Here is a 15,158-nt window from a genome sequence, read left to right as displayed (position 1 = left end):
ATACGATCTGGAGCATGAGGGCACGGGCACTGGGACGATCGGTCGGCCTCGTCATCGCGGGTCTGGCCACGAGCGCGGCGGCACTGCTCTGGTTCGCAGTCGCAGCGGGCAATCCGACGCCCGATGCGGCCCCCTTCCGGTACCTGATCTTCGGCGTGCTCCCGATCTTGTACGATCCGAGCAGTCCAGCGCTCTGGGCGATCCTGGGGGCCGTCGCCCTGGCCGCGATCTCCGCCGCCGGCATCGCCCTGCTCGAACGCCGGGCGACGAACAGATCGCGGCGGTCCTCGAACGCGAGCCGTAACCCGCTCGCGCCGAGAATCGTGATGGCCCGGAACGGCGGTGCCTTCGCCGGACCCGTGACGGTGACCGTGCTGATCCCCGCGCACAACGAGCAGCTCTCGCTACCGGCGACGCTGGCCTCGCTCTTCGCGCAGTCGCACAGGCCGGAGCGTGTCATCGTCGTCGCCGACAACTGCACCGACGACACCGTCGCCATCGCCCGCGCGTCCGGCGTCGAGGTCTTCGAATCCGTGCACAACAGCAAGAAGAAGGCCGGCGCCCTGAACCAGGCGCTCACCCGGGTGCTGCCGGGACAGCTCGACAACGACGTGATCATGGTCATGGACGCGGATACCGCGCTCGACGACGGGTTCCTCGCCGAGGCTGTCACCCGGTTCACGAGCGATCGCGCCCTCATGGCGATCGGAGGCCTCTTCTACGGTGAGCCGGGGTTCGGCCTGATCGGGCTGCTCCAGCGCAATGAGTACGTGCGCTACTCCCGGGAACTCGCCCGGCGACGCGGCCGCGTTTTCGTGCTCACCGGCACGGCTTCGATGTTCCGGCCCCTCGCGCTGCGTTCCGTGGCCGGGAACCGCGGCATCACCATCCCGGGCGTCCACGGCGATGTCTACGACACGCACGCGCTCACCGAGGACAACGAACTCACGATCGCACTGAAATCGCTCGGCGCCCTGATCACCTCCCCCGCACAGTGCACGGTGGTGACCGAGCTGATGCCGACCCTGCCGGCCCTCTGGAAGCAGCGCCTGCGCTGGCAACGCGGCGCCCTGGAGAACATCGGCGCGTACGGGCTGACCCCGGCAACCCTGCGCTATTGGGCGCAACAACTCGGCATCGGCTACAGCGTCATCGCCCTGACCTCATTCCTGACCTTGATTCTGGTCACCCTGCTCGCCGCGAGCTCCTGGGTGTGGTTCCCGTTCTGGCTCGGCCTCGGCACGATCTTCGTCACCGAACGCGTGGTCACCGTGTGGGAGGGCGGCTGGCGGGCCCGGTTGCTGGCGCTCACGGTGCTCCCCGAACTCGGCTTCGATATGTTCCTGAACCTGGTCTACATCAAGGGAATCATCGACATCACCCTCGGCCGGCAGGCCAACTGGGAACACGCGAGCACGCCGCCCCGGAAGGTGAGGGCCGCCTGATCCCGGTGTCACCGCTCCTCACGTTGCTGTCGCTCCTCCCGCCCCGGGCGGTGCCCACCGGCATCCTGTTGCCCGATTCGGCCTTGGCGTCGCCCTTCTTCGCGATCTTTTCGGCGTTCGTCGGGATCAACACCGTCATCTATGTCGCACTCGCTGTCGCGAAGATCCTGCCGAAGATCTACCTCACGGACTGGGTCAGCGGCAGGAACCGTCGGTCCGCTGCCCGCAGCATCTACGGGGTGGATCATCCGTCGCCCCTGCCGCCGACACCGCAGTCCCCGCCACCCGGCACGGGCGCCGGGCCAACGCCGCCCAGCATCCGATAGCCGTCCCGCCAGGGAATCCCCGGTCGGCGTGCGCGTGCGGGCGTTCCAGGGCGCCGCCGGCTAGTTGGCGCCGAGCAGGTGGGCGACCTGCTCGTAGAAGGCGGCCGGGTCACCGGCGAGCGACGCCTTGACCATCGCGGTCCAGTCATCGACAACAACCTCGATGGCGCCCGTGGCGAGGCCATCGAACGACGACCGGGGAACATCGCGAGGATCGATCTTGGGTCCGTCGTAGCCGGCGGTGATGTCGGTGTCCGCGGCCCCGAGCAGGACCCCCTGAACAAACGTGCCCTGGTGCGCGAGCTCCAGACGCACACCGTTGGTCATGTTCCACTCGGCCGCCTTGGCCGCCGCATACGAACCCGAGCCCGGGGCGGCGAACCAGGAGAGCGCCGACAACACGTTGACGATCGCGCCGCCACCGTTGGACGCCAGGGCCGGTGCGAATTCGCGGATGACGTCGAGCGTGCCCCAGAAGTGCGTGTCCATCTCGCGGCGGATCTCGCTCAGCTCACCCGTGACCAGCGAGGCACCGGTCGAGATGCCGGCGTTGTTGACCAGCAGGGTCACGTCCGGTGCGGCGGCCGCCGCGGCGGCGACGGACTCGTGATCGAGGAGGTCGAGCCGGATCGGCACCACCCGGTCGTCACCGAAGTCGAGGGTCTCCGGGCGTCGGGCGGTCGCGTAGACCTTGGCGGCGCCGCGCTCGAGCAATTCGAGGACGAACTCCCTGCCGATCCCGCGGTTCGCTCCGGTGACGAGGGCGATCTGGTTCGTGATGTTCATGTGACTCGTGCCTTCTTCTCGTGGTGACCGGGTCGGGTACGACCCGGCTTCGACTACGCTAGATGTTGACGTTGACGTCAAGGGCAAGTCCTGCCCGCAGATCCAGACGAGAGCGGAGACCGCATGCGCATCGGTGATGTCGCCCACCAGGCCGGGGTCAGCCCGCGAGCACTTCGCTATTACGAGGAACAGGGGCTGCTCACCTCGGAGCGCACGGTGGCCGGTCAACGCGTCTACCCGGTCTCGGCCGTCGAGCGCGTGCGGCTGATCCAACAGTTCTTCACCGCTGGTCTCGCGAGCCGGACGATCCTGCAGATGCTGCCGTGTGTCGAAACTGGAACGGCCTCCCCCGAGGTCTTCGAGGTCCTCGAGGCGGAGAGAACGCGCATCAGCGCCGCCATGGCGGATCTGGCCGCTGCCCGCGATGCGCTCGATCGTATGATCGAGATCGCTCACCATCCGACGCCTGAACACTGCCCGGCGCTGCGTGAACCCGCCTGGGTGCCGTACGACCCGGCCGCTGCGGCCGAACCGGTCTCGGCCACATCCGGTGGTGGGGCGACGCACACCGGCGCCAAGGCTGCCGCTGGCAGAAACTAGAGTCGAAGCATCAACCTTCTACGCACAAAGCCCATCGACCGTGAGATCCGCCGGCTGGCCGTGCCCGCGCTCGGCGCGCTCGTGGCCGAGCCGATGTTCCTCCTCGCCGACTCCGCCATGATCGGCCATCTCGGCGCCGTTCCCCTGGCCGGCCTCGGCCTGGCCAGCGCTGTGTTGCAGACCATTATCGGGTTGATGGTGTTCCTCGCGTACAGCACCACCCCCGCCGTGGCGCGGTGGCTCGGCGCCGGGGACCGCAGCCGGGCCGTGTCGGTGGGTGTGGACGGCCTCTGGCTCGCCCTCGGGCTCGGTCTCCTGCTCGGCGCGGCCGGCTGGTTCAGTACCCCCGCCCTCGTGGGTGCCTTCGGCGCCGAAGCGGATGTGACCCAGGCCGCGATCGGCTACCTGGGCCTGTCGATGCTCGGGGTTCCCGCGATGCTGCTGGTCTTCGCCGCGACCGGGTTGCTGCGGGGCCTCCTGGACACCCGCACCCCGCTCTGGGTCGCGGGGATCGGCTTCCTGGTGAACATCCTGCTCAACCTGTGGTTCATCTACGGGCTGGGCCTCGGCCTGGTCGGGTCTGCCCTGGGCACGGTGCTGGCCCAGTGGGGCATGGTGGCCGTGTACCTGGTGGTGGTGGTGCGGCACGCCCGCCGCGAACGGGCCTCACTCCGGCCGCACCGGGGCGGGATGCTGCGGGGGGCGACGAGCGGCGGTTGGCTGTTCCTACGCACCGCGAGCCTCCGCGCCGCGATGCTGCTGGCCGTGTTCGTGGCCACCAGCCTCGGCTCCCCTGAGCTGGCGGCGTTCCAGATCGCGATGACTCTGTTCGCCACGCTGGCCTTCGCCCTCGACGCCCTCGCCATCGCCGCGCAGGCCCTGGTGGGCCGGGCGCTCGGCGCCGGAGACGCCCAGCAGGTGCGCCAGGTACTGCGCCGCTGCCTGGAATGGGGCATCGGCGGCGGTGCGGTGCTCGGCCTGGTCATCCTCGCGGCCAGCGGCGTGCTCGGCCGGGCCTTCACCAGCTCGGCCGCGGTCACCGACCTGTTGCCGCTGACCCTCGTGGTACTCGGTCTGTCGGTACCGCTGGGCGGCCTGGTCTTCGTGCTCGACGGCGTGCTGATCGGGGCCGGCGACGCCCGCTACCTCGCCCTCACCGGCCTGGTCAACCTGGCCGCTTTCGTGCCGCTGGCGGGCCTGGTGCTGGTCTGGGCACCCGCCGGCGCCTCGGGTCTCGCCTGGCTGATGGCCGCATTCGTCTTCGGTTTCCTCGGGGCCAGGGCGGTGACCCTGAGTTTGCGTGTCCGGGGCACCCGCTGGGTGCGCCTAGGCGCCTGACCGGTTCGCGAACCGTGAACCAAGCCCCGGAATGGCGCGGTTTCTGGGCGCTCTGCTCACGGTTCGCGGGGGGCGGTAGCGTGGGTGCAATGACGAACTCTCGAGGCCGGCTCGAACTCACCCGGTGGCGGAACGCCGTCTTTGTGCTGTTTTTCGTGAGCGGGCTCGGCTTGGCGTCGTGGGTGTCCCGCATCCCCACCGTGCGCGATGACCTGGCCCTCCGCACCGACCAGGTGGGCCTGTTGATCTTCGGGCTCTCCGCCGGGTCGATCCTCGGACTCATCGCGGCCGTCTGGCTGATGTCGGCCTTCGGCGCCCGCCGCGCCCTGCTGATCAGCATCGCCACCTCGTCGGCGGGGCTGCTCCTGGTGGGCGCCGCCGCGACAGTGTGGGGGTCGGCGCCGATAGCGTTCGCCGCCCTGGCCCTGGTGGGCTTCGGCATGGGCTCGACCGACGTCATGATGAACGTCGAGGGGGCCGCCGTCGAACGCGAACTCGGCGTCACCCTGATGCCGTTGCTGCACGCCTGCTTCAGCCTGGGTACCGTGGCCGGGGCGCTGCTCGGCGCCGCTGCCGCCGGGCTCACGGTGTCGGTGGGTTGGCACCTCAGCCTTGTCGCCGCCCTCGCGCTGGCCGCCGCCGCGATCGCCGTGCGATTCGTGCCGCTCCGGCCGACCCTCGGCGACCCCGCCGATCACACCGTCGTGCGGCCGAACTGGGCCGAGCGGATGCGCAGCAGCCTCGCGGTCTGGCGCGACCCGAGCATCCTGCTGATCGGCGTGATCGTGCTCGGTATGACCTTCGCCGAGGGGTCGGCCAGTGACTGGCTCGCCCTGGCCGTGGTGGACGGGCACGGGCAGAGTGACGCCACCGGCGCGCTGGTCTTCGGGGTGTTCGTGTCGGCGATGACCGTGGGCCGGGTGGTCGGCGGCCCGGTGCTCGACAGGTTCGGCCGGGTGCCCGTGCTCCGGGCCTGCTCGGTGCTCGGCGTGGCCGGGCTGCTGCTGGTGATCCTCGCACCGTCGGTGTGGCTGCTCGTCGTGGGCACTGTGCTGTGGGGCCTCGGCGCCTCGCTCGGTTTCCCGGTGGGCATGTCCGCAGCGGCCGACGACACCGCCAACGCGGCCGCCCGGGTGAGCGCCGTGGCCATGATCGGCTATTTCGCGTTCCTGGTCGGGCCGCCGCTGCTGGGCCTGATCGGCGAGCGGGTGGGCATCCTGAACGCCCTGGTCGTGATCGTGGTGCTGATGGCCCTGGCCGGACTCGCCGCGCCGGCCGCTCGCGAGCGCACGCGCACCCCTGCCGCCGGTTAAGCTCGTTCAGTGCGCCTCGTAATAGCTAAATGTTCTGTGGACTACGCCGGGCGCCTCAGCGCGCACTTGCCGCTGGCCAACCGCCTGCTCATGCTCAAATCCGACGGCAGCCTGCTCGTGCATTCCGACGGCGGTTCCTATAAGCCGCTCAACTGGATGAGCCCGCCGTGCAGCCTGGCCGTCTCCGCGCCCGACGAACTGCAGGCCGAGGCCGGCGTCACCGAACTGTGGACCGTGACGCACACCAAGACTGCCGACCAGCTCATCGTGAGCATCTATGAGGTCGAGCACGACTCCGCCCACGAGCTCGGCATCGACCCCGGCCTGATCAAGGACGGCGTCGAGGCTCACCTGCAGAAGCTGCTCGCCGAGCACATCCACCTGCTCGGCGACGGCCACACCCTGGTGCGCCGCGAGTACATGACGGCGATCGGCCCGGTCGACATTCTGGCCCGGGATGCCCAGGGGGCCTCGGTCGCCGTGGAGCTCAAGCGGCGCGGCGACATCGACGGGGTCGAGCAACTCACCCGCTACCTCGAGCTGATGAACCGCGACCCACACCTGGCGCCCGTGGTGGGCGTGTTCGCCGCGCAGCAGATCAAGCCGCAGGCGCGCACGCTGGCCGAGGACCGCGGCATCCGCTGCCTGGTGCTCGACTACGACGCCATGCGCGGGCTCGACGACACCGCCTCGAAGCTGTTCTAGGCCCGGGGCCGGACGGCCCCGCCGGCGCAACTGTTGCCCGTGCGGACTTCTGCACCCGGTGTGCCGGCACCAATTGTCCGCACCGGGAACAGTTGCGGGTGGCCGGCGGGCCGGCCGCGTTCCGGCTGACCAGCGGTGGGTTTGTCGGGCGTCGGGGCGATCGCGCTGACCGGCGGGTGGCGTCTCGCCCATACCCTGATTGGGGTGCAGGTGCAAGAGAACTGCCCGCTCGCACCTAAGATATTGCGAGTGAACCCCACCTTGACGCGCACCTGGAGCGCGATCCTCTTCGACCTCGACGGAACCATCACGGATTCCGCCCCCGCGATCACGAACTCGCTGGCCCGCACCTTCGCTCTGCTCGGCCGTCCAGTTCCCACCGACGCGGAGCTGCTCGCCTACGTCGGTCCGCCCCTGCTCGCCGCGTTCGGCGAATACGCGGGCATGACGCCCGATGAGGCCCTTGAAGCGTTGGCCGTGTACCGCGCCGACTACCAGGGCCCGGCGTCGCTGGACACTGCCGTGTACCCCGGCGTCGCGGGCCTGCTCGAGCGCATCCACGAGGCGGGAATCCCGATCGGCCTCGCCACGAGCAAGCCGGAGCACACCGCGATCGCGATTCTGGAGCACTTCGACCTCGCCAAGTACTTCACCGTCATGGTGGGCGCCACCGAGAACGAGTCCCGCAGCAGCAAGGCCGACATCATCGCCGAGGCCCTCGTGCGCTTCACCGCGGCCGACATCGACACCTCGGCCGTGGTCATGGTCGGCGACCGCATCTACGACGCCGAGGGCGCCAACGCGAATGGCGTGCCCACCATCCTCGTCGAGTGGGGCTACGGTTCCCCCGCGGAGGCCGCCCTGGCCACCGCCGTGGTGCACTCCACCGACCAGCTCGGCAAACTGCTCCTCGGCTGATCGGGCGTGCGGCCCATCGGCTGCACCCACCTGCCGCACAATGCCCCTTCACGCCGTGTGAAGGGGCATTTTCGCGCCACTCGCGAAAGACACCGGCACCCAGTTGCGGCACAGTGCCCCTTCAGCTCACGCGAAGGGGCACTTTCGCGCAGCTCGCGGATGCGGCGGTGCGCGGATGCGGCGGCGGACGCTGATGATGCGGATGCGGATGCGGGATGCGGGATGCGGCAGCGCCGGCAGCGGCTGCAGCGGGCGCTAGCTGATGGCGGCGCGCAGCTCGGCGGCGGCGGCAGCCGGGTCGTCGGCGCCGTAGATGGCGCCACCGGCCACGGCCACGGAGGCGCCGGCCTTCTGCACCAGGGCGATGGTGGCCACGGAGACGCCGCCGGCCAAGGAGAACGGCACCTTGGCGGTCTCGCCGGCGCTGAGCAGGGTGTCCAGCGAGAAGCCCTCTTCGGCCTGCTCGTCGAGGCCGGCGTGCATCTCGACGAACACGGCGCCGAGAGCGGTGACCTCGCGGGCACGGGTGACCTTGTCGGCCACGCCGATCAGGTCGACCACGATGCCCTTGTTGTGCTTGGTGGCGGCCTGCACGGCTCCGGCGATGGTGCTGTCCCCGGCCGTGCCGAGCACGGTGACGAGGTCGGCCCCGGCGGTGAAGGCGATGTCGGCCTCGAGCTCGCCGGCATCCATCGTCTTGAGGTCGGCGAAGACGATCTTGTCGGGGTGGGCCTGCTTGATGGCCGTGACGGCGCGGAGGCCCTCGGCCTTGATCAGCGGGGTGCCGAGCTCGATGATGTCCACGTACGGGGCGACCTTGCCGGCCAGGGCCAGCGCGTCGTCGGTGGTGAGTACGTCCATTGCAACCTGAAGCTTCATGGGGATCTACTTTCTGTTTCTGGTGGTGGTGGTGAAGTGAGTGGGAAGGCGAGGGCTATTCGAGGTTGGCGTGCCGCGGCCAGAGCTCGGCGGCGGTGGCCCCGGATGCCTGCCAGAGCGCGTGGAAGAGCGCGTCGCCGATGAGAAGGACCGACTGTTCGAACAGGCCCCCGGAGTACTGCGCCGAGAGGGCCCCGTCGTGGTCCTGCTTCTCGGCGGCCGGCACGATCACGCTCACCTGGGCCAGCCCGGCCAGCGCCGAGGACGCCGCCGTGGTCAGGGCCAGAACCGTCGCGCCCACCTCGTGCGCGGTCTCGGCGGCCCGCACGATGCCGGCGGTGCTACCGGAGCCGCTGGCCACGAGCAGCGCGTCGGCGGCCGTGATGGCCGGCGTGGTGGTCTCGCCGACGACGTGCACGGTGAGGCCCAGGTGCATCAGGCGCATCGCGGTCATCCGCAGGGCCAAGCCGGAGCGGCCGGCCCCGAGCACGAAGATGCGCTCGGCCCCGCGCAACCGGGCGGCCACATCGTCGAGCCTCGCGGTGACCTCGGTGTCCGCGCTGAGGCGGGCGACCACGGCGGTGTTCTCCGCCAGGATGGTCTCGAGCGCGGCTGTCACGGAGGTGCTGGCGGTGTCGGTGCGGCTGGTGCTGATGTGGGGCATCCCCCAATGGTCGCCGCAGACGGCCGGGACTGCGGCCCACCGAACGGACGGGTCACCCATCCGGATGGGTAGGGCCGGGCGGCTCGCCACCCGCATTCGGGTAGGCTGACCCGGTGAAGTCGCTCGCCGTTACCCACTCAACCGAATTGCTCGACGCTCTGCAGAGCGTTGTTGCCAGCTCCCTGCTCGAGATCGCCGGCGGCTTCTCGGCCCTGCTCGCGCCGTTCATCGGCCACAGCGCGCTGGTGATCTTCACCGAGGACTGCACCGGGCGGCCGCAGAAGAAGGCCGGTGACCCGGCGATCATCGACGAGGTCACCCTCGTCGAGCTCGATGCCGTGCGCCGATCGCTCAGCAGCGAACCGTCCGACCCGTGGGGCCGGCGGGCCGTGATCGGGGGAACCGATCGCCCGATCACCGCGTGGTCCGCCTCCACCGGCGCCCTGCTGGTGCTCACCGACCCCGAACTCACCGCGGCCGGCGCCGCTGACCCCGAGGCGACCCTCGGCTTCGTGGGCCGGTTGTGGCAGCTGGTGGCCACGAGCATCCGTCAGCAGGTGGCCGCGGCAACCCCCGCCTACCTGCTCGACTCGCGGGCGGCGTCGGCCGAGCGCGCCAAGCTCATCGCCGACCTCACGGATGCCCATTCCACCACCCTGGAATCCCTGCTGGCGGTGCTGCGCTCGAGCACCGTGAGCGCCGAGGCCGCCAGGCAGACCGCCACCGACCTGGCCGCGAGCGCCATGGTGACCCTGCGCGCGGTGTCCGACCGGGACCGCTCGCTGGCCGAGGAACCCGTGGCCGAGGCCTTCGCCCGGCTGCGCGACGACCTGCGGCCACTCGTGCGCTTCGGTGACCTCGACGTGCAGTTCGTCGAACCACCGGCCACCGGCCGGGCGCTGCCGGGCGAGGTGGCCCACGCCGGTCGCGCCATCGTGCGCGGCGCCGTGCTGGCCCTGGTCGAACAGGCCGGTGTGAGCCGGGTGCGGGTGCAGTGGGACTGCGACGGCAGCAACCTGCTCATCCAGATTCGGGACGACGGCGCCGGGGCCCTCTCCACGGACTCGCCGGGGGTCGCTCCGCTCACCGCCAGGGTGGCCGCACTCGGCGGCAGCTTCGGGGTGCAGGCCACGGCAGGTTGGGGTTCGGAACTCTCGGTGTCGCTGCCGCTCGACGCGCCGCTGGCGCCGCTGGCCCCGTCCACGGAGTGGGGGCTGAGCCCCCGCGAGCAGGGTGTGCTCACCCTCGTCGCCTCCGGGGCCCGTAACAAGGCCATCGCGGCCGAGCTCTCGATCAGCGAGAACACCGTGAAGTTCCACGTGGCCAACCTGCTGCGCAAGGTGGGCGCATCCACCCGCGCCGAGCTGGCCTCGCTGGCCCGCTAGCGACGCACGGCTAGCGACGCACGGTGATCAGGAAAAAGGTCGCGAACAGGGACCGGAACTGCGCTTTTCGTCCTTGTAATCTCACTTTTTCCTGATAAACGGCACCGGTGCGGCACCGGATGGGGCGGGTGAGCTAGTCCCTGGGCAGCCGGATCGCGCTGGTCCAGCCGAAGTCGCCCACATCCGTGCCGCCGGCGGCCGTGGCGGCCCGGGTGACGTGACTGCGGGCGTGCTCGATCGCGGCGTCCAGGTCGGTGAACAGGTGGTTGCGGTGCCGCAGACTCGTGATCACGCCCACCCGGGTGACGAGCTTGAGGTGCCGCGGCTGAATGCCCTTGACCAGCACCGTGATGCCACGGCGTTCGAGTGCCTGGATCATCTCGGTGATCACCCGGGCGCCGGTGGCGTCGAGTACCTGCAGCTGCGACATCCGGATGATCACCACGGTGATGTGGCTGGTCTGGTTGACCCGCTCGAGCATCCGTTCGGCGGCACCGAAGAACAGGGCGCCGTCGAGCCGGAACAGGGCGATGCGTTCGTCGCCGGGCACCGCGGTACCGGGTAGCTCCTCGCGGTGCACACCGCTGGAGGCGGACACCGAGCGGAGCGCGAAGAACGCCGCGACGGCAATGCCGATGCCCACGGCCACGATGAGGTCGACCGACACGGTCACCAGGGCGGTGATGATGAAGACGGTGGCGTCCGACCCCGTCGATCCGATGATGCTGCGCACGGTGGCGATGGAGATCATGCGGGCGGCGGTCATCATGAGCACGCCGGACAACGCGGCGAGCGGGATCTGCGACACCACCCCGGTGGCGAGGTAGACCACGCCGATGAGCACGATCGAGTGCACGATGGCGGCCAGCCGGGTGCGGCCGCCCGAGCGGATGTTCACGGCCGTGCGGGCAATCGCACCGGTGGCCGGCATGCCCCCGAAAAAGCCGGAGGCGATCGAGGCCAGGCCCTGGCCCACGAGCTCGCGGTCGGCGTCGTACGGGCCGGTGTCGGAGAGGGTGACGGCCACGCGTGCCGAGAGCAGGGACTCGATCGCGGCGAGCGCCGCGATGGTGAGCGCGGGGCCCACCAGCGAGCCGAGCAGGCCGGCATCGACCTGCGGCAGCATCGGCGACGGCAGCGAGCTCGGCAATTCGCCGATGCGCGCCAGCGGAAGGTTGGCCAGGTTGGCGATCACGGTGACCACGATGATGGCCACGATCGACCCGGGCAGCTTCCTGTGCACGAGCGGGGCCAGCAGCATGATCGCGGCCACGACGACGACCATCGCCACGGGCACGATCACGGTGGACCAGTCCACGGTGCCGAAGGACTGCACGGCGGCCACGAACGCGTTGCTGCTCGGCCCGGGCTTCGAGCCGATCGCGGCGGGCACCTGCTGCAGGAAGATGATGACGGCGATGCCGAGGGTGAAGCCCTCGATCACCGGCCAGGGGATGAAGGTGACGGCGCGGCCGAGCTTGAGTGCGCCGGCGGCGATCACGATCAGGCCGGCCATGACGCTGAGGATAGCGACGACGCCCACCCCGTGGGCGGCCACGACGGGGCCGAGCACCACGACCATGGCGCCGGTGGGCCCGGACACCTGGATGTTGGAGCCGCCGAACACGGCGGCGATGACACCGGCCACGATGGCTGTGATGAGGCCGCTCTCGGCGCCGGCGCCGGAACTGACGCCGAAGGCCAGCGCCAGCGGAAGCGCGATGATGCCCACGGTGAGGCCGGCGACGATGTCGCCGCGCCAGGTGCGCTTCACGTCGCGGTAGTCCTGCCAGCTGGGCAGCAGGGCCCGCAGGTAGCGGCCGGTCGTGCCGGCCGCGGTGCCGATCGCACTCACCGGGACACCGCGTCGCTCGGCAGCACGTCGGCCGGCCGCGCGGCGGGCGGCGCCGCATCCATCGACCCGAGTCGGGGCAGGCCCACCGTGTTGATCAGTCGCTGCTGGGTGGTCTCGAGAATCTCGACGAGCAGCTGCCTGGCCACCGCCAGCAGGTCGGCGACCTGCGGATAGGCCAGGCTGTAGAACACCAGGCTGCCGCGGCGTTCGGCCACCACGAGGTTGTGCCGGCGCAACACCGAGAGGTGCTGGGAGAGGTGTGAGGCCTCCAGGCCGGTGTCGGTGAGCAGGTCGGAGACCGACAGGTCGGTGTCGGCGTTCGCGAGAACCTCGAGCACCCGCACCCGCACCGGATGCGCCAGGCCCTTGAAGAGGTTCGCCTTCACCTCGTACAGCGGACGGTTGGCATCCGTGAAGTTATCGGTCGGGTCCTGACTCAGCGGTTCCATAAATTCATCATATCGCGCTATCGCGAGGACGACCCTGGACCAAGGTCCCGTCAGAGACCGTGCGACCGCCCCCGGCATCCGCCGGCGGCGGGCTACTCGGCGTTGGGGTCGGCTACCGTGGCGGCCGGTGCGGCCGAGGGGACGTTGCGGTGGGTGCGCCAGAAGTATTCACGCTTCAGGCTCTCCCAGCGGTCCAGGCTGACGGCGTTGGTGGAGGTCGACTTTTGGTCGGACACGACGGGCTCTTTCTTTTGCACGTACATTCACCACATCGAGCGGCGTTCGAGGGGGTGAGGCAGGGCGTCAATCAAACTGAACTGGTGCCGTGAGGAGCATGGCGCCACTGTCGGTGGGTTCGGTCACCATCGACCAGCTCGGCCCGACGAATTTCTGAGGCCGTGCATCCAGTTTAGATCGCCGCCGCTCCCCCCGTCAGGGGACGAAAGTCCCAATCGAACGCACCTGGGAGCCGGCCGGGTAGAGCCGCCGCGCGCCGACGAACTCAGCACTTCCATAGGTGCACAGGGCAGACTGTTCGAGGCCCGAATCTGACTGGAGACTTCTGCGTGCGCACACTTCCTACCTTCCTCACCCTGACCGCGGTTGCCGCGCTCGCCCTCACCGGATGCTCGGCGTCGCCCGATCCGGGGGCGACGCCGTCGGCCACGACCGCCGCGATCGAATGCACCGATGCCGGGGCGACCTCGGATTCCGTGGCCGTCAGCGGTGATGCCGGCGTCGAACCGACCGTGACCTTCCCGTCTCCCCTCACCGCCGAGCAGACCGAACGCACCGTGGTGACGCCCGGCGACGGGGACGCCGTAGAGGAAGGTGACGCCGTGGCCATCGCCTACACCGCCTACAACGCCACCACCGGGGCCAAGCTCACCGCGGGCGGCTTCGGTGACGACGCCGGCCTCACCGTCAACGTGGTCAACAACCAGTCCGTGATCCCCGGCATCCTCAAGGGTGTGGCCTGCTCCAACGTGGGCGACCGGGTAGCCGTTGTCTTCCCGCCCGCCGACGGCTTCGGCGAGGCCGGCAACACCGACCTCGGCGTGGCCGGCACCGACCAGGTGCTCTTCGTGATCGACATCAAGGAGAAGCTGCCCACCCGCGCCACCGGCGAAGACCAGGAGCCGACGGACGGCTTCCCCACCGTGAAGCTCGCCAAGGACGGCGCGCCCACCGTGACCATGCCCAAGGGTGACCCGCCCGCCGACCTCGGCGTCGAGGTGCTCAAGAAGGGCGACGGCGCGACCGTGACCGACACGTCCACGGTGACCGTGCAGTACACCGGTGCCATCTGGGACTCCGGCAAGGTGTTCGACCAGAGCTGGGGCTCCGGCCCCACCACGTTCCCGGTCTCCGGTCTGATCACCGGCTTCAGCCAGGGCCTGGTCGGGCAGACCGTGGGTTCCCAGGTTGTGATCGTCATTCCGCCGGGTGAACTCGGTTATGAAGGCGGCAACAAAACGGCAGGCATCAGCGCCACCGACACCCTCGTCTTCGTCGTCGACATCGTCGCCGCCGCGTAGGCACGCCGGGCGGCCTGCCCAGTTCTTGCTCAGGCCGCCGGGCTAGTCTTCTGGGAGACCGCTCACCGCGGTCCCGGACGACGGATCAGTACCCGGCACGCGACAAGACTGGCCACAGGAGTGCTGTCATGTCGTGGATCATTTTGATCGTGTCCGGTGTTCTCGAGGCCGTCTGGGCGACGGCCCTCGGAAAATCCGTGGGCTTCACCAAGCTCTGGCCGACGGTGGTGTTCGGAGTCGGCCTGGTGCTCAGCATGGGTGGCCTGGCCATCGCGATGCGCACCATCCCGATCGGCACCGCGTATGCGGTGTGGGTGGGCATCGGCGCGGCCCTGACCGTGCTCTACGCCATGATCTTCGGCGGTGAGCCGGCGTCGCTCGTCAAGATCCTGCTCATCCTCGGCCTGGTCGGCTGCGTCATCGGGCTGAAGCTCGTCGACGGCAGCCACTGAGCCGACGGCGGGGTCGCCCGCCAACCGCGGGGTGCAACGGCGGGGTCAGACCGCGAGCGGCGGGCGCTCCAGGTCGTCGCCGTGCGCGGCGGCCGGGTCGGTTCCCACGGCGATGATGGCGTTGGCGCCGTCCACGTGCACGACAGTGGGCAGGTACGCCCTGGCCTTCTTGGTGCTCATCTGGGCGTAGGAAATGATGATGACCAGGTCACCCTGGTGCGCCATCCGGGCCGCGGCGCCGTTGACGCCGATCACCCCGCTGCCGCGTTCGCCCGCGATCAGATAGGTCTCGAACCTGGCCCCGTTGTTCACGTTCACGATGCTCACCAGCTCGCCGGGCAGCAGGTCGGCGGCGTCGAGCAGGTCGAGGTCGACCGTGAGCGACCCCACGTAGTGCAGGGCGGAGTGCGTCACGGTGGCGCGGTGGATCTTGGATTTGAACATGGTGCGACGCATGGGTGCGGGGGCCTTTCGAGGATCGACCTCCTTGACGATACGCGCCCAG

17 protein-coding genes and 1 riboswitch are annotated in these 15,158 nt (G+C 69.9%); of the genes, 10 read left to right on the top strand and 7 right to left on the bottom strand.

Features of this window, described 5'->3' with window-relative positions:
• Window positions 1–14 precede the first annotated feature (14 nt).
• Together ACEN2M_RS07765 and ACEN2M_RS07760 are read left to right on the top strand one after the other, a co-directional pair.
• On the top strand, window positions 15–1,445 hold the full coding sequence (locus tag ACEN2M_RS07765; protein WP_441647536.1) for a glycosyltransferase family 2 protein: 1,431 nt from the start codon (window positions 15–17) through the stop codon (window positions 1,443–1,445).
• Window positions 1,446–1,450: 5 nt separating this feature from the next.
• Window positions 1,451–1,771 carry a hypothetical protein gene (locus ACEN2M_RS07760; protein WP_441647535.1) on the top strand — a complete coding sequence of 107 codons (321 nt, stop codon included), beginning with the start codon at window positions 1,451–1,453 and terminating at the stop codon, window positions 1,769–1,771.
• A 60-nt stretch (window positions 1,772–1,831) separates the two neighbouring features.
• Here ACEN2M_RS07760 and ACEN2M_RS07755 read toward each other — a convergent pair whose 3' ends face one another.
• Window positions 1,832–2,557, bottom strand: coding sequence for an SDR family oxidoreductase (locus ACEN2M_RS07755; protein ID WP_441647534.1), 726 nt, complete (start codon window positions 2,555–2,557; stop codon window positions 1,832–1,834).
• A 123-nt stretch (window positions 2,558–2,680) separates the two neighbouring features.
• Here ACEN2M_RS07755 and ACEN2M_RS07750 point away from each other — a divergent pair, with 123 nt between their 5' ends.
• The 5 genes from ACEN2M_RS07750 (at window position 2,681) to ACEN2M_RS07730 (ending at window position 7,431) form a co-directional block, all read left to right on the top strand.
• Window positions 2,681–3,157 carry a MerR family transcriptional regulator gene (locus ACEN2M_RS07750; RefSeq protein WP_441647533.1) on the top strand — a complete coding sequence of 159 codons (477 nt, stop codon included), beginning with the start codon at window positions 2,681–2,683 and terminating at the stop codon, window positions 3,155–3,157.
• A gap of 60 nt (window positions 3,158–3,217) precedes the next feature.
• A complete protein-coding gene (locus ACEN2M_RS07745; RefSeq protein ID WP_441647532.1) occupies window positions 3,218–4,495 on the top strand; it encodes an MATE family efflux transporter in 1,278 nt (425 codons plus the stop codon).
• An 89-nt stretch (window positions 4,496–4,584) separates the two neighbouring features.
• On the top strand, window positions 4,585–5,808 hold the full coding sequence (locus tag ACEN2M_RS07740; protein ID WP_441647531.1) for an MFS transporter: 1,224 nt from the start codon (window positions 4,585–4,587) through the stop codon (window positions 5,806–5,808).
• A 9-nt stretch (window positions 5,809–5,817) separates the two neighbouring features.
• Complete coding sequence (nucS, locus tag ACEN2M_RS07735) at window positions 5,818–6,513, top strand: endonuclease NucS (protein ID WP_441647530.1); 696 nt, start codon at window positions 5,818–5,820, stop codon at window positions 6,511–6,513.
• Window positions 6,514–6,762: 249 nt separating this feature from the next.
• Window positions 6,763–7,431, top strand: coding sequence for an HAD hydrolase-like protein (locus tag ACEN2M_RS07730; protein ID WP_441647529.1), 669 nt, complete (start codon window positions 6,763–6,765; stop codon window positions 7,429–7,431).
• A gap of 255 nt (window positions 7,432–7,686) precedes the next feature.
• On the opposite strand, the gene hxlA is transcribed toward ACEN2M_RS07730, so the two are convergent.
• Window positions 7,687–8,310: a 3-hexulose-6-phosphate synthase gene (gene hxlA, locus ACEN2M_RS07725; protein WP_441647528.1), complete on the bottom strand. Its 624-nt coding sequence runs from the start codon at window positions 8,308–8,310 to the stop codon at window positions 7,687–7,689.
• Between the two features lie 55 nt (window positions 8,311–8,365).
• Entirely contained in the window at window positions 8,366–8,974 is a 609-nt protein-coding gene (gene hxlB, locus ACEN2M_RS07720) for a 6-phospho-3-hexuloisomerase (RefSeq protein ID WP_441647527.1), read from the bottom strand.
• Window positions 8,975–9,087: 113 nt separating this feature from the next.
• Between hxlB and ACEN2M_RS07715 the strand changes: the two genes are divergently transcribed.
• Window positions 9,088–10,359, top strand: coding sequence for a LuxR C-terminal-related transcriptional regulator (locus ACEN2M_RS07715; RefSeq protein ID WP_441647526.1), 1,272 nt, complete (start codon window positions 9,088–9,090; stop codon window positions 10,357–10,359).
• Window positions 10,360–10,492: 133 nt separating this feature from the next.
• On the opposite strand, the gene ACEN2M_RS07710 is transcribed toward ACEN2M_RS07715, so the two are convergent.
• The 3 genes from ACEN2M_RS07710 to ACEN2M_RS07700 all read right to left on the bottom strand — a co-directional run bounded on the left by ACEN2M_RS07710 (window position 10,493) and on the right by ACEN2M_RS07700 (window position 12,899).
• Window positions 10,493–12,214, bottom strand: a complete 1,722-nt coding sequence (locus ACEN2M_RS07710; RefSeq protein WP_441647525.1) for a SulP family inorganic anion transporter — start codon at window positions 12,212–12,214, stop codon at window positions 10,493–10,495.
• On the bottom strand, window positions 12,211–12,663 hold the full coding sequence (locus ACEN2M_RS07705; RefSeq protein WP_441647524.1) for an ArsR/SmtB family transcription factor: 453 nt from the start codon (window positions 12,661–12,663) through the stop codon (window positions 12,211–12,213). Before ACEN2M_RS07705 ends, ACEN2M_RS07710 begins: the two co-directional genes overlap by 4 nt.
• Before the next feature lie 92 nt (window positions 12,664–12,755).
• A complete protein-coding gene (locus ACEN2M_RS07700; protein ID WP_441647523.1) occupies window positions 12,756–12,899 on the bottom strand; it encodes a hypothetical protein in 144 nt (47 codons plus the stop codon).
• A gap of 330 nt (window positions 12,900–13,229) precedes the next feature.
• Between ACEN2M_RS07700 and ACEN2M_RS07695 the strand changes: the two genes are divergently transcribed.
• Window positions 13,230–14,201, top strand: coding sequence for an FKBP-type peptidyl-prolyl cis-trans isomerase (locus ACEN2M_RS07695; protein ID WP_441647522.1), 972 nt, complete (start codon window positions 13,230–13,232; stop codon window positions 14,199–14,201).
• Between the two features lie 52 nt (window positions 14,202–14,253).
• Window positions 14,254–14,318: riboswitch (guanidine-III (ykkC-III) riboswitch) on the top strand.
• 11 nt (window positions 14,319–14,329) lie between these two features.
• Window positions 14,330–14,653: a DMT family transporter gene (locus tag ACEN2M_RS07690; protein ID WP_441647521.1), complete on the top strand. Its 324-nt coding sequence runs from the start codon at window positions 14,330–14,332 to the stop codon at window positions 14,651–14,653.
• A 45-nt stretch (window positions 14,654–14,698) separates the two neighbouring features.
• Here the strand turns inward: ACEN2M_RS07690 and panD are convergent, their stop codons facing one another.
• Window positions 14,699–15,109, bottom strand: a complete 411-nt coding sequence (gene panD, locus ACEN2M_RS07685) for an aspartate 1-decarboxylase (protein WP_441647520.1) — start codon at window positions 15,107–15,109, stop codon at window positions 14,699–14,701.
• Between the last annotated feature and the right edge of the window lie 49 nt (window positions 15,110–15,158).

Origin of the sequence: Cryobacterium sp. W22_MBD10_FK3, assembly GCF_052113745.1 — a bacterium.
In the GTDB taxonomy this organism is placed as follows: domain Bacteria; phylum Actinomycetota; class Actinomycetes; order Actinomycetales; family Microbacteriaceae; genus Cryobacterium.
This window is presented reverse-complemented; position numbering and strand designations above follow the sequence as displayed.